This window comes from Phytopseudomonas dryadis (assembly GCF_004327355.1).
GTDB classification, from domain to species: Bacteria; Pseudomonadota; Gammaproteobacteria; order Pseudomonadales; family Pseudomonadaceae; genus Aquipseudomonas; species Aquipseudomonas dryadis.
The window spans coordinates 56,835-69,215 of the sequence record NZ_QJUM01000032.1; the positions used below are offsets into that span (position 1 = coordinate 56,835).

Annotated in this window: 10 protein-coding genes; 8 read left to right on the forward strand and 2 right to left on the reverse strand. The window is 65.0% G+C overall.

Annotation, left to right across the window (positions count from 1 at the left end; all coding sequences use genetic code 11):
* Positions 1-212: 212 nt before the first annotated feature.
* The 5 genes from DNK34_RS21750 to DNK34_RS21770 all read left to right on the forward strand — a co-directional run bounded on the left by DNK34_RS21750 (position 213) and on the right by DNK34_RS21770 (position 5,470).
* Positions 213-1,130 (forward strand): ABC transporter substrate-binding protein, encoded by a 918-nt coding sequence (locus DNK34_RS21750; RefSeq protein WP_131176907.1) that lies wholly within the window; start codon positions 213-215, stop codon positions 1,128-1,130.
* 236 nt (positions 1,131-1,366) lie between these two features.
* Positions 1,367-1,660 (forward strand): hypothetical protein, encoded by a 294-nt coding sequence (locus tag DNK34_RS21755; RefSeq protein ID WP_131176906.1) that lies wholly within the window; start codon positions 1,367-1,369, stop codon positions 1,658-1,660.
* Positions 1,661-1,965: 305 nt separating this feature from the next.
* Positions 1,966-3,588: a methyl-accepting chemotaxis protein gene (locus DNK34_RS21760; RefSeq protein WP_131176905.1), complete on the forward strand. Its 1,623-nt coding sequence runs from the start codon at positions 1,966-1,968 to the stop codon at positions 3,586-3,588.
* Positions 3,589-3,687: 99 nt separating this feature from the next.
* Positions 3,688-4,485: an NYN domain-containing protein gene (locus DNK34_RS21765; RefSeq protein WP_131176904.1), complete on the forward strand. Its 798-nt coding sequence runs from the start codon at positions 3,688-3,690 to the stop codon at positions 4,483-4,485.
* Positions 4,486-4,927: 442 nt separating this feature from the next.
* On the forward strand, positions 4,928-5,470 hold the full coding sequence (locus DNK34_RS21770; protein ID WP_131176972.1) for an REP-associated tyrosine transposase: 543 nt from the start codon (positions 4,928-4,930) through the stop codon (positions 5,468-5,470).
* 146 nt (positions 5,471-5,616) lie between these two features.
* On the opposite strand, the gene DNK34_RS21775 is transcribed toward DNK34_RS21770, so the two are convergent.
* Together DNK34_RS21775 and aptA are read right to left on the reverse strand one after the other, a co-directional pair.
* The gene (locus DNK34_RS21775) at positions 5,617-7,116 is read right to left on the reverse strand and encodes a CoA-acylating methylmalonate-semialdehyde dehydrogenase (protein WP_131176903.1); all 1,500 of its coding nucleotides are present in this window, start codon (positions 7,114-7,116) and stop codon (positions 5,617-5,619) included.
* Positions 7,117-7,242: 126 nt separating this feature from the next.
* A complete protein-coding gene (gene aptA / locus DNK34_RS21780) occupies positions 7,243-8,589 on the reverse strand; it encodes an omega-aminotransferase AptA (protein ID WP_131176902.1) in 1,347 nt (448 codons plus the stop codon).
* 174 nt (positions 8,590-8,763) lie between these two features.
* On the opposite strand from aptA, the gene DNK34_RS21785 reads away from it, so the two are divergent.
* The 3 genes from DNK34_RS21785 to DNK34_RS21795 all read left to right on the forward strand — a co-directional run bounded on the left by DNK34_RS21785 (position 8,764) and on the right by DNK34_RS21795 (position 12,308).
* Positions 8,764-9,684, forward strand: coding sequence for a LysR family transcriptional regulator (locus DNK34_RS21785; RefSeq protein ID WP_131176901.1), 921 nt, complete (start codon positions 8,764-8,766; stop codon positions 9,682-9,684).
* A gap of 170 nt (positions 9,685-9,854) precedes the next feature.
* Positions 9,855-11,852 (forward strand): methyl-accepting chemotaxis protein, encoded by a 1,998-nt coding sequence (locus tag DNK34_RS21790; protein ID WP_131176900.1) that lies wholly within the window; start codon positions 9,855-9,857, stop codon positions 11,850-11,852.
* A gap of 198 nt (positions 11,853-12,050) precedes the next feature.
* A complete protein-coding gene (locus DNK34_RS21795) occupies positions 12,051-12,308 on the forward strand; it encodes a hypothetical protein (protein ID WP_131176899.1) in 258 nt (85 codons plus the stop codon).
* The last annotated feature ends 73 nt before the right edge of the window (positions 12,309-12,381 follow it).

The following is a 12,381-nucleotide window of genomic DNA, read 5'->3' on the forward strand; positions in this document are numbered from 1 at the left end:
CGCATTGTCGAGCAAGTTTTCCAGTGCCGCCAATCGCTCTGCGGGCCCCGCCGTTGCTGGCCCGCGCAGGAACGGTCGAGCTTGCCCCCCTGCAGGTTTGCAATCTTTACCAGTTGCAAAGACTTCTCAATAGCCCCCGGATGATATTTTCCCTGCCCCGGGCTTGCGGCGCCCTCGCCCAGCCGTAGTCGACAACAAGGAGCACCAACCAGGTGAAGAAGATCACGCTGCTTACCCTGCTGGCACTGGCGGTCGCCGGTTGTAGCCACAACGCCCAACAGCCGCCATCCACCCTCAGCATTACCCAGGCAGGCGCCCAGGTCGAGGTTCCACGTCATCCGCAGAAGGTCGTCACCTTCGATTACGGCACCTACGACAGCCTGCTCGCGCTGGGTGTCGGCGACCGCGTGCTGGCGGTCCCCGGCAATGTGCCGCCCTACCTGGCGAGCAGCGCCACCGGCGTGCAGGATGCCGGCGGCATGAAGACCCCGAACCTGGAAACCGTGCGCGCCCTGCAACCGGATCTGATCATGGTGACCGGACGCCAGACCGAGAGCCGCGACGAACTGGACGCCATCGCACCGACCCTGGACATGGGCATCAACGATAGCGATTACCTGGCCGGCGTGGCGCGCAACGTCACCCTGCTCGGCCAGTTGTTCGACAAGCCCGCCGAAGCCGAGCAGGCCCTGGCCGCCCTGCGCGGCAAGGTCGAGCAGGCGCGCCAGTTGATCGCCAGCTCGGGCAAGCGCACCCTGGTGCTGACCCATAACGAAGGCCGCTTCTCGCCCACCGAACAGGCGGTGATCTACTCGCTGCTGCAAGCGCCGCGTGCCCTGCCGGCGCCGCCGCCGCAACCGGCCGACGCCCCGCGTCAGCGTCCGCAACCACTCACGCCGCAAGCCGCGGCCGAGAGCAACCCGGACGTGATCTTCATCGTCGACCGCAGCGCCGCCATCGGCGGCGACCCGCTGGACGTCGCCACCCTGGCCGACTCGCCGCTGGCCAGCACGACGGCGGCCAAGACCAAGCGCATCGTCTACCTCGATCCGCCGCTGTGGTACCTCTCCGGCGGCGGCCTGCAGAGCCTGGACCTGCAGATCGAGCAGATCCTGGCGGCCTACCGGTAGGAGGGCGGAAGCAGCCATAAGCGGCAAGCTTCAAGCGGCAAGTAAAAGCGCTCCAGGGTAATACCCATGCTTTGCTCCTGGCTTGAAGCTTGAGGCTTGGTCAGAGCCGGCCGGACCCACGGCGCGGATTCCGGCATGAACCGATCATGGACAAAAGCGCTATCAACTCCAGACTGCCGGCCAGCGCGGTGCCGCCTTATACTGCGCGCCATCTTTTCAGTTTCGGAGCAAGCACCGTGAATTTCTCGTCCTGGACGCCCAAGGAACGCCTGATCTCGGGCGCCTTCTTCGCCGTTGCCCTGGCCTGCCTGGTGTATGGCGCGACCTCGGGCATCGTACTGCTGAGCAGCGAGTTCTTTTCGATGCTGGCGGTGACCTCGCTGCTCATCGGCCTGGCGCTGACACCGTCGTTCATGCTCAAGCCATTCAAGGAAAGTCTGGGCGACAACCTGCAACCGCCGCTGCGTATCGCCATGGGCTTCTTCTGCGGCTTCCAGATGATCGCCATCGCCCTCTACATCCTGGCTTGACCGTGCCGGGGTGGCAGATGTGCCCGCGGCGGCGCTCTGCGACTGAGGGAGGGGCCGGCGGCGATCCGCTTTAGCCGCGATTGGTCCGTCAAGGACGCGAAGAGCTCGCGGCTAAAGCCCCTCCCACGCATACTCGGCCCGTTCGCGCGGATACGGCATTTGCTCTGTGATGTGGCACTAGCGGCCATGGCCTGGACAACAGGGGCAGCGCCAGGCGTTTGTCCATGACGGTAACGAACCCGCAGCGCTCAAGATTCTCCATCCGGTACAGATAACCTTTATGCCTGTACTGGAAGGAGTCCTTCATGAACATCCGCAATCTGCGTATCGCGACCCGCTCCCTGATCAGCTTTGGTCTGATCGCCCTGCTCATGCTGGGACTCGGCCTGTTCTCCCTGGACCAGATCACCACGATGCGGCAAGCGGTCGTGCATACGGAGGACGTATCCCATGCCGGTACTCGCTACATTGCCCGCATCCGCGACAACCAGCTCGGCATCCGGGTCATCACGCTGCGCATGATGCTCAACCGCGACCCGGCCACCCTCGGGCCAACCGTGGAACGCCTGGGCTTCCTGCGTGGCGAACTGGACAAGGCCATGCAGGGCTATCGCGAGATCGCTTCCGAGCCGGCCAGGCCGGCCTTCAGGCAGATGGAAACCGTGGTCGCCGCCTACAACCAGCAGTTGGACAGCTACCAGGCGCTCTCCGAGAAAAACGATACGGACGGCATGCTGGCCCTGCTCAACGGGGCCATCCAGGAGTCGTCCAACAAGACCGGCGACCTGTTCAACGAATTGGTCAAGGTGAATGCCGATCAGGCCGCCCGGTATACCGAGGAGGCCAAGGCCAGTTATGCATTCGCCGTGAGAACCACCGTAGCGGTGCTGGTCGTCGCCTTCGCCCTGACCCTGCTGCTGGCCTGGTTGCTGACGCGCAGCATTACCCGCCCCCTGCTGGAAGGCATCGCCGTGGCCCAGGCGATCGCCGCGGGCAAACTGAGCGGCAAGATCGTGATAACCGGCAACGACGAATCGACCCGTCTTCTCGAAGCCCTGGCGATGATGAAACACAGCCTGATCGATACCTTGCGCCTGATCGGCGACTCCTCGCACCAGTTGGCGGCCGCCAGTGAACAGATGACCGCCATCACCAATCAGACGGCGCGCGACCTGAGCCAGCAGCATGACGAAGTGCAACAGGCCGCCACCGCCGTGACCGAGATGACCACGGCCGTGGAGGAAGTAGCGCGCAATGCCGTCTCGACCGCCGATGCCTCCAAGGATTCGACCACCACGGCGCAACGCGGCCGCGAACGGGTCGATACCACCCTGGGATCGATCAAGCGCATGAACGACAGCGTGGGCAGCGCCTCCGTGCAGGTCAGCGAACTGGCGGAGCGCTCCCAGGAGATCGGCAAGGTGCTCGACGTGATCCGCGGCATCGCCGAACAGACCAACCTGCTGGCACTGAACGCCGCCATCGAGGCGGCACGCGCCGGCGAAGCGGGACGGGGATTCGCCGTGGTCGCCGACGAAGTGCGCGCCCTGGCCGGCCGAACCCAGACCTCCACCCAGGAAATCGAGCAGATGGTCGGCGCCATCCAGGCCGGTACCAGCCAGGTCGTGTCCACGATGAGCGAGAACAGCCGCCAGGTGCTCGCCACCCTGGATGAAGCCCAGGTGGCCGGCGATGCGCTGGATGAAATCATCGAAGCCATCAACCAGATCCACGAACGCAACCTGGTCATCGCCAGTGCTTCCGAAGAGCAGGCCCAGGTTTCCCGGGAAATCGACCGCAACCTGGTCAACATCCGCGACCTGTCGGTGCAGACCTCGGAAGGCGCCAGTCAGATCGACGCCGCCAGCCAGTCCCTGTCGCATCTCTCCCACGAACTCAAGGCCATGGTCGGGCGTTTCGAACTCTGACTGACCCCGGGATACGCCGCGGCGCGAATACGCGGCGTTTCCGATAGCGCCTGGGCAGTATTCGCAGTATGGTCGGCCATACCCTTTCATGGAGGAACCATGGCCAACAAGACCGTTCCCGATCCGCACCAGAAGCACCTGGCCGTCCTGATCGACGCCGACAACGCCCCCGCCGCCATCGTCGAGGGCCTGTTCGAAGAGATCGCCAAGTACGGCGTGGCCAGCGTCAAGCGCATCTATGGCGACTGGACGCTGCCCAACCTCGGCGGCTGGAAGAAGGTGCTGCTCGACCACTCCATCCAGCCGATCCAGCAGTTCGCCTACACCAAGGGCAAGAACGCCACCGACAGCTCGCTGATCATCGACGCCATGGACCTGCTCTACACCCGGCGCTTCGACGGCTTCTGCCTGGTCTCCAGCGACAGCGACTTCACCCGCCTGGCCGCGCGCATCCGCGAAGAAGGCCTGACCGTGTACGGCTTCGGCGAAGAGAAGACCCCCAAACCCTTCGTCTCGGCCTGCGACAAATTCATCTACACGGAAATCCTCCGCGCCGATGCGCCAGAGGCGGTGGTGGAACCCGAAAAAGCGCAATCGCCGGCCAGCAACGACAGCGGGCCAGAAGCGGAAAAGCCAGCCGCCCAGGCGAAGAAGCAGAAAGTGCCGGTGGACTTCATCGCCAAGGTCATCGACGACATCGACGACGAGGACGGCTGGGTGCAACTGGGCCTGCTGGGCTCCAATATCAGCAAGCTGAAACCAGCCTTCGACGCCCGCCTCTACGGCTTCAAGAAGCTCAGTGATCTGATCAAGGGCCACCCCAAACGCTTCGAGCTGAAGATGCGCGCCAGCAGCGCCTCGGGTGGCGAAGCGCTGTACGTACGCAACCATAGATAGCGCTCGCGGCGCCCTCTCCCGGGTGTCGCTTCGCTCGACCCGGGCTACCTTCGAGCCTTTTTCTGTGCGAACTCGCACTGCGCACGGCACCCCTCCGTAGCCTGGGTTGAGCACAGCGATACCCAGGGCATCGACTCCCGGGTGTCGCTTCGCTCGACCCGGACTACCTTCGAGCGTTTTTCTGTGCGAACTCGCACTGCGCACGGCACACCTCCATAGCCTGGGTTGAGCACAGCGATACCCAGGGCATCGACTCCCGGGTATCGCTTCGCTCGACCCGGGCTACCTTCGAGCGTTTTTCTGTGCGAACTCACACGGCGCACGGCACCCCTCCGTAGCCTGGGTTGAGCGCAGCGATACCCAGGGCATCAATCCCCGGGTGTCGCTACGCTCGATCCGGGCTACATTTGAAACGATGTCTTTCTGCAAGGGACTGCAGACAATGGTGTGCTATCGCCGCGACAAAACGCCGGGCGCGACCTGGTTCTTCACCCTGAATCTGGCCAACCGTCAAAGCGATTTGCTGACCGCGCATATCGATGTGCTGCGTGCCAGTTTCCGGCACGTGATGCGCCTTCACCCATGGCGTATCGACGCCATCGCGATCCTCCCCGATCACTTGCACGCCCTCTGTACGCTGCCACCCGGAGACGCGGATTTCCCGCTGCGCTGGCGCCTGATCAAGAGCGGATTCTCCAGAACCTTGCCGGCGGGCGAGCGCCTCTCGTGCAGCCGCCAACGCAAAGGCGAGCGGGGCATCTGGCAGCAGCGTTATTGGGAGCATCGTATTCGTGACGACGAGGACTTCGCCCGGCATGTCGATTACATCCACCATAACCCACGCAAGCATGGCCATGTGGACCGGGTGATCGACTGGCCCTGGTCGTCGCTTCATCGCTATGTCGCGCTCGGTTTACTCCCTGCGGATTGGGCCGGTGGCGATGACGACGAGCCATTGGCCGGAGAGAGGGCGCAGGATTCATGACAGCTCCCGGGTATCGCTGCGCTCAACCCGGGCTACCAGTTACGGCGTGCGTAGCCTGTGGTTGAGCGCAGCGATACCCAGGAACGTTCGCCTCGCCAACAAAAAGGCCGATCTCCCGACCGGCCTTTCATCTACCTCACCCCCCCTCAGCTATTGCTCGGGAAGGCGAACTGCGCCGCTTCGTGGCTCTTGCGTTGTGGCCAGCGCTGGGTGATGGACTTGCGCCGGGTGTAGAAACGCACGCCGTCCGGGCCGTAGGCGTGCAGGTCGCCGAACAGCGAGCGTTTCCAGCCGCCGAAGCTGTGGTAGGCCACCGGCACCGGCAGCGGTACGTTGACGCCGACCATGCCCACTTCGATCTCGTCGCAGAACAGCCGCGCCGCTTCGCCGTCGCGGGTGAAGATGCAGGTGCCGTTGCCGTATTCGTGATCGTTGATCAGTTGCATGGCCGCCTCCAGGCTGTCGACGCGGACGATGCACAGCACCGGGCCGAAGATCTCGTCGGTGTAGATGGTCATCTCCGGGCTCACCCGGTCGAACAGGGTGCCGCCGAGGAAGAAGCCGTTCTCATTGCCGGATACGCTCAGGCCACGGCCATCGACCACCAGTTCGGCGCCCGCCGCCACACCGGCGTCGATATAGCCGGCGACCTTGTCCCGCGCCGCGGCGGTGACCAGCGGGCCCATGTCCAGGCCGCACTGGGTGCCGGCGCCGATCTTCAGGGCCTTGATCTGCGGCACGATCTTGTCGACCAGCGCGTCGGCGATCTGCTCGCCCACGCACACCGCCACCGAGATGGCCATGCAGCGCTCGCCGCAGGAGCCGTAGGCCGCGCCCATCAGTGCGCTGACGGCGTTGTCCAGGTCGGCGTCGGGCATCAGTACGGCGTGGTTCTTCGCCCCGCCCAGGGCCTGCACGCGTTTGCCACGCCTGGTGCCCTCGCTGTAGATGTATTCGGCGATCGGCGTCGAGCCGACGAAGCTCAGGGCCTTGACCTCGGGCGCCTGGATCAGCGCATCGACCGCCACCTTGTCGCCGTGCACCACGTTGAGCACACCCTTGGGCAGCCCGGCCTCGAGCAGCAGTTGGGCGATGTACAGGGTGGAGCTGGGATCGCGCTCGGACGGCTTGAGTATGAAGCAGTTGCCGCAGACGATGGCCAGCGGGTACATCCACAGCGGCACCATGGCCGGGAAGTTGAACGGGGTGATGCCGGCGACCACGCCGACCGGCTGGAAATCGCTCCAGGCATCGATGTTGGGGCCGACGTTACGGCTGTATTCGCCCTTGAGGATTTCCGGCGCGGCGCAGGCGTATTCGACGTTCTCGATGCCGCGCTTGAGTTCACCGGCGGCGTCTTCGAGGGTCTTGCCGTGTTCCTCGCTGATCAGCCGGGAGATCGCCTCTTCGTGCTGTTCCAGCAGTTGCTTGAAGCGGAACATGACCTGGGCGCGTTTGGCCGGCGGGGTGTTGCGCCAGGCCGGGAAGGCGGCCTTGGCCGAGTCGATGGCCTGCTGCACGGTGGCCACGTCGGCCAGGGCGACGCGGCGTACCGCTTCACCGGTGGCCGGGTTGAACACGTCGGCGCGGCGGCCGCCCTGGCCGTCGGTGAGTTCGCCGTGGATCAGGTGCTGGATGGTGGTCATGGAGCGTCCTCGATAATTTTACGGTGGTAGGAGCGTCGCCCTCGGCGCGAAACAATGGCGGCCTTAGCGCAACCTCAGCGTTGCCTGCGCCATTCGCCCCGGGTCGGGGCTCCTACAGGTATTCGATCAATCCAGTTTGTTGAGCACGTCGCCGACGGCGCTGAACACGCGGTCGAGGTCTTCGATCCGGGCGTTGAACATCGGCCCGAACTGCAGGCCGTCGCCACCGAAGCGCACGTAGAAACCGGCTTTCCACAGCGCCACGCCGGCCTCGAAGGGGCGGATCGACGGGTCGCCGTCACGCGGCGCCAGCTGGATCGCCCCGGCCAGGCCGCAGTTGCGGATGTCCACCACGTGCTTGGCGCCCTTGAGGCCATGGATGGCGTTCTCGAACTTGGGCGCCAGCTCAGCGGCCTGCTGCACCAGGTTCTCGCGCTTGAGCAGTTCCAGCGAAGCCAGGCCGGCGGCGCAGGCCACCGGGTGGGCGGAATAGGTGTAGCCGTGGGTGAATTCGATCATGTGCTCGGGCGTCGGCTGGCCCATGAAGGTCTGGTAGATCTCCCGCGAGGCGATCACCGCGCCCATCGGCACGGCGCCGTTGGTGATCTGCTTGGCCACGTTGACGATGTCCGGGGTCACGCCGAAGTACTCGGCGCCGCTCCACTTGCCCATGCGGCCGAAGGCGGTGATCACTTCGTCGAAGATCAGCAGGATGTTGTGCTGGGTGCAGATCTCGCGCAGCCGTTGCAGGTAGCCGGCGGGCGGCACGATGACCCCGGCCGAGCCGGACATCGGCTCGACGATCACCGCGGCGATGTTGGAGGCGTCGTGCAGTTCGATCAGCTTGAGCAGTTCGTTGGCCAGCTCGACGCCGCCGGTTTCGGCCGCGCCCCGGGTGAAGGCCATGCCCGGCTGCAAGGTGTGCGGCAGGTGATCGACGTCCATCAGTTGGCCGTACATCTTGCGGTTGCCGCCGATGCCACCGAGGGCGGTGCCGGCGATGTTGACGCCGTGGTAGCCACGGGCGCGGCCGATCATCCTGGTCTTGGTCGCCTGGCCCTTGAGGCGCCAGTAGGCCTTGGCCATCTTCACCGCGGTGTCGGCGCACTCGGAGCCGGAGCAGGTGAAGAACACGTGGTTAAGGTCGCCCGGCAGCAGTTCGGCGACTTGCTCGGCCAGCTTGAACGACAGCGGATGGCCGTACTGGAAGCCCGGCGAATAGTCGAGGGTGCCCAGTTGTCTGGCCACGGCCTCCTGGATTTCCTTGCGCGAGTGGCCGGCGCCGCAGGTCCACAGGCCCGACAGGCTGTCGTACACCTTGCGCCCGGCGTCGTCGGTCAGCCAGGCACCCTCGGCGGCGACGATGATCCGCGGGTCGCGCTGGAAGCTGCGGTTGGCGGAGAACGGCATCCAGTGCGCGTCGAGCTTGAGCTGGCTGGCCAAGGGGGGCGTGGCGGTCTGCGGCATGTTCATGGTGGCGGCCTCGAAGGTGGTGGTTGTCCGCTGGCGTGCATTCAGGGGAGCGGTCGGGCAGTGATCCGCTCGAGCTGCTTTACAGAAGCGTATCGGTTGCCAGTAAAGGTGCCACGGGCATAAAGTCATAAAAAGCCGACTTTTATTATCTTCAGTTCATCAGGCACTAAACATATGAGCATCCGTCGTCCGCAGCCCCTGGCCCAGGTCAGCGATTTCGATATCCGCCTGCTCAAGCTGTTTCGCAGCGTCGCCGACTGCGGCGGCTTTTCCGCCGCGGAAAGCGTGCTGGGCATCGGCCGTTCGGCGATCAGCCAGCAGATGAGCGATCTCGAGCAACGCCTCGGCCTGCGCCTGTGCCAGCGCGGCCGCGCCGGTTTCGCCCTGACCGAGGAAGGTCGCGAGGTGTACCAGTCGACCCAGCAGTTGCTGGCGGCCCTGGAGAGCTTTCGCACCGAGGTCAACGGCCTGCACCAGCACCTGCGCGGCGAGCTGAACATCGGCCTCACCGACAACCTGGTGACGGTGCCGCACATGCGCATCAGCGGCGCCCTGGCGCGCCTCAAGGAGCGTGGCCCGGAGGTGCGCGTGCATATCCGCATGACGCCGCCGAGCGAGGTCGAACAGGGCGTGCTCGACGGCCGCCTGCACATCGGCGTGGTACCAGTGGCCAGCGCCCTCCCCGGGCTCGACTACCAGCCGCTGTATGACGAGCGTTCACTGCTGTACTGCGCGGTCGGCCATCCGCTGTTCTATGTCGACGACGAGCAGTTGCCGGACGCGCGCCTCAATGCCCAGGACGCCATCGCCCCGACCTTCCGCCTACCGCCGGAGATCCAGACCCATTACCAGGCGCTGAACTGTACGGCCAGCGCCTCGGATCGCGAAGGCATGGCCTTTCTCATCCTCACCGGACGCTATATCGGCTACCTGCCCGATCACTACGCCGCCGCCTGGGTCAAGGAAGGCCGCCTGCGCACCCTGAAAGCCAGCACGCGGTTCTACGACCTGAACCTGGCCTCGGTGACCCGCAAGGGGCGGCGCCCGCACCTGGTGCTGGAGAGCTTTCTCGAGGCCCTGGCCAACGGCGCCTGAAGGTAGGTCTGGAAAAAATCAATCGCCAGACTTTCGTCGCCAGTAAAATGACGGCAAGCTTCTTGCTGGCAGTTGGCCAGACCAGCAGCGACCGCAGGTCGCCTGTCGCACTCACAGCGCCGCCAAGCTGGTGGTCGCCGTGTCGATTTCCCATGCTTTCGGGGGCTACGATGTTTTTCTTCACTCCGGTTCTGGCGTTGATGAACCGCGCGCGTTATGCACACAAATTCCTGCTGATCTTCACCCTGTTCATGCTGCCCTACTGTTGGTTGTCGATCAGCAAGCTGGTCGACCTGAATGCCATGCTGGGAGAGTCGCAGTACGAACTGCTGGGCCTGCAGGCCATCGAGCGCTACCTGCCCGGCTACCGCCAGGCCCTGGAGCTGGCCGGCCTGCATGTGGTCGGCTACGCCCGCAACAAGGACGACGCCAAGGAAGCCATCGCCCGCCACGGCGAAGCCTTCGTGCAGCAGGCCGAAACCCTCAACGCCTGGCTGCGGGACAGCCCGTTCGCCGACCAGCAGAGCATCGCCGTCGACCCGGGCAACGCCGTGGACGGCAAGCTGGCGGTGCAGGGCCTGGGCTCGCAGATGATCGAGCATGGCCGCCACCTGCACGGCCTGGTGGCGAGCATGAAAGAGATCGCCGCCGTTTCCAAGCTCAGCCAGGACGACGACCCGCAGATCTATCGCAACACCGATCTGCTGCTCAACCGCTTGCTACCGCTGTACGACGTCATCACCCAGACCCGCACCTTCGCCAGCTACATGACCGCCTACGGCTTCCTCGAATCCTCGGCGCGGCCGACCATCGTCAATCAGCTCAGCGCCCTGGATCAGTACGTCGGCGACAACGGCGACAAGGGCAACGCCGAAGCCCGGCGGCTGATGGGCGAAGCGGCCCGGGCCGCCGCCGAACGCTACCGGCACGAGATCGTCGACACCTATACCAAGAGCGGCTACTTCGACCAGGAGTCCATCGACCTGTGGCTGGAGCAATACCAGGCCTACGCCGCGCAGATAGACGAGCTGGATCAGGCCAGCCGCCTGCTGATCGAGGAAAACGCCGGCCTGCTGCAGACACGCATCGACGACAACCGCCGCGACCTGACCCTGTGGGCCGTCACCCTGCTGGCGGTGATACTGCTGCTGGTCTACCTGTTCGTCGGTTTCTACCTGTCGGTACGCGGCGCCATCCGCGACCTCAGCGGCGCCACGCGCAAGATCGCCGAAGGCGACCTGCGTCAGCGCGTGGAAACCGACGCCCGTGACGAACTGGGCGATCTGGCCAAGGACTTCAACGAGATGCAGGCACGCATGCGCGAGCTGATCGGCGAGGTCGCGCGCTTCTCCGAAACGACCCGCGGCAAGGCGCAGAGCGTCAGCGACAGCGCCGCCACCAGCCAGCGCAGCGTCGAGCGGCAGGCCGGCGAGCTGGAGCTGATCGCCACCTCGATGAGCGAGCTGGTGAGCAACGTGCAGGAGGTCAGCCAGAACTCCCAGGTCACCGCCGACAAGGCCAATGCCGCCGGCGAGCAGTGCCGCGAGGGGCGCACCCAGGTCGACCACGCGGTGGCGCGGATCAATCGGTTGTTCACGGAAATGGACGACTCCATCGGCGCCATCGCCGCGGTGGAAAAGGAAAGCCAGGAAATCGCCAAGGCCGTGGAACTGATCAAGAGCGTGGCCGAACAGACCAACCTGCTGGCCCTCAACGCCGCCATCGAGGCCGCCCGCGCCGGCGAGCAGGGCCGTGGCTTCGCCGTGGTGGCCGATGAGGTGCGCAGCCTGGCGATCCGCTCCCACGAACTGACCGGTGAGATCGACCAGACCATCGAGCGCCTGCGCCAGCAGGTGAGCAACGCGGTGAAGACCATCCGTGGCAGTCACCAGAGCGCGGCGCAGAGCGTCGAGCAGATCACCCTCACCGCCAGCCTGTTCGAACAGATCACCGGCGGCATGGAGCAGATCATCGACCACAACATCCAGATCGCCTCGGCGGCCGAGCAACAGGCTGCGGTGGTGCAGGGCGTCGAGCAGAACACCCTGCAGATCAAGGGGCTCAGCGAGAGCAACGCCACCGAAGCCGAGCACACGGTACAGATCAGCGGCGAGGTGGCCAGCATGACCCGCGACCTGCACGGCCTGATCGCCACCTTCAGGATGTGAACCGCAGCGGGCGGGGCCATTCGGCTCCGCCGTCAGGCGCTCGGCCAGGCGGCAGAATCATTACCGCCAGCGTGGGTATTTCTCGACAACCATCATTAGCATCGATGATCGCTATCGACCGGTTGCGTTTCTCAACGGCCAGGCAACGGCGCACCATTTGTTCCGTAGCCACTCACCAACGCCTTCGAGGAAACCACCATGAAAAAGCAACTCATCGCCGCCCTGATCGTCGCCGGCCTGGCCTCCAACGCCTTTGCCGAGGACGGTTTCGACCGTACCCCGATCGGCCAGACCGTCGCCAACGGCTTCGAGAGCAGTTCGGTCGAACGTGTCGCCGAAGACGGCTTCGACCGTACGCCGATCAACCGCGTCGCCGAGGACGGTTTCGACCGCACACCGATCAACCGCGTCGTCGAAGACGGCTTCGATCGCACGCCGATCAGCCATACCGTGTGATCGAACGCCATTCGTGTCACCCCTGAAGGGCGCCTGAGGCGCCCTTGTAGTTTTTCCCCTCCCCGCTCCCCTC

What these genes read in the sequence shown, in the direction of transcription:
- DNK34_RS21785 (WP_131176901.1), top strand. Translation starts at nt 8,764, where the DNA reads ATGAGCATCCGTCGTCCGCAGCCCCTGGCCCAGGTCAGCGATTTCGAT.
- DNK34_RS21765 (WP_131176904.1), top strand. Translation starts at nt 3,688, where the DNA reads ATGGCCAACAAGACCGTTCCCGATCCGCACCAGAAGCACCTGGCCGTC.
- DNK34_RS21795 (WP_131176899.1), top strand. Translation starts at nt 12,051, where the DNA reads ATGAAAAAGCAACTCATCGCCGCCCTGATCGTCGCCGGCCTGGCCTCC.
- DNK34_RS21770 (WP_131176972.1), top strand. Translation starts at nt 4,928, where the DNA reads ATGGTGTGCTATCGCCGCGACAAAACGCCGGGCGCGACCTGGTTCTTC.
- DNK34_RS21760 (WP_131176905.1), top strand. Translation starts at nt 1,966, where the DNA reads ATGAACATCCGCAATCTGCGTATCGCGACCCGCTCCCTGATCAGCTTT.
- aptA (WP_131176902.1), bottom strand. Translation starts at nt 8,589, where the DNA reads ATGAACATGCCGCAGACCGCCACGCCCCCCTTGGCCAGCCAGCTCAAG.
- DNK34_RS21790 (WP_131176900.1), top strand. Translation starts at nt 9,855, where the DNA reads ATGTTTTTCTTCACTCCGGTTCTGGCGTTGATGAACCGCGCGCGTTAT.
- DNK34_RS21775 (WP_131176903.1), bottom strand. Translation starts at nt 7,116, where the DNA reads ATGACCACCATCCAGCACCTGATCCACGGCGAACTCACCGACGGCCAG.